The organism is Protofrankia sp. Cas4 (genome assembly GCF_963555915.1).
In the GTDB taxonomy this organism is placed as follows: Bacteria; Actinomycetota; Actinomycetes; order Frankiales; family Frankiaceae; genus Protofrankia.
In genome coordinates, this window is record NZ_CAUVXL010000034.1 from 15,317 (window position 1) to 16,078 (window position 762).

1 protein-coding gene is annotated in these 762 nt (G+C 70.5%); it reads right to left on the reverse strand.

The annotated features are described in order from the left end of the window. Window positions 1-144: 144 nt before the first annotated feature. Window positions 145-762, reverse strand: a 618-nt coding sequence (locus tag U9979_RS03590; RefSeq protein WP_322778253.1) for a helix-turn-helix domain-containing protein, incomplete at its 5' end; no start/stop codon positions are given.

The following is a 762-nucleotide window of genomic DNA, read 5'->3' on the forward strand; positions in this document are numbered from 1 at the left end:
TGTGGACCATGACCGCGTTCGGGAACGCCGTGGTCAGGCGTTTGATCGCGGCTTTGCCGCGGTGGGAGGAGCCGTTGTCGACGACCCAGAAGACCCGTTTCGCGCTGGCGTAGGGCTGTTGGGTCATGACCTGGGTGACCAGGTTCATGAACGGGACGATGCCGGTGGTCGGTTCGCAGCGGCCGAAGACCTGGGCGCGGTGGACGTCCCAGGCGGCCGGTAGGCGACGGCTCCGCCGCGGCCGTAGGTGTGGTTGACGCGCATCGCGCGGGCCTTGCCCGGGGGCAGGGTGGGGTGGCAGCGGCAACGGGCCTGGATCGAGGTCTTCTCGTCGGAGGAGATCACGTACTCGTCGTCGCCCAGTGGTACGCCGTCGAAGGTGCGGGCGTAGAGGTCCAGGACGCGGGCGGCTTTCGGGCGGAACGCCGGGTCCCGGATGAAAATCCACGACCGGTACTGCCAAGGTTTGATCGAATCCTGGTCCAGCCAGCGGCGCACGGTCGACGCCGACAGCGCCTCGGCGACGCCCCGGATGACCGCTTCACGGGCCAGTTCCGGGCACGACCAGCGCGACAGCGGGGTGCCGCTCTCGGCGGGAAGCTCGCAGGCCAGCGCTTTGACCTCGGCGACCTGCAACGAGGTGAACCGCGGCGGCCGGCCGGACCGCTTGCGGTCGGCCAGGCCCTCCAACCCCTGGTCGGCGAACCGGCCCCGCCACGTGCGCACCGTGTCCACGGTGACGTGGACCTGGGCGGCGATCCG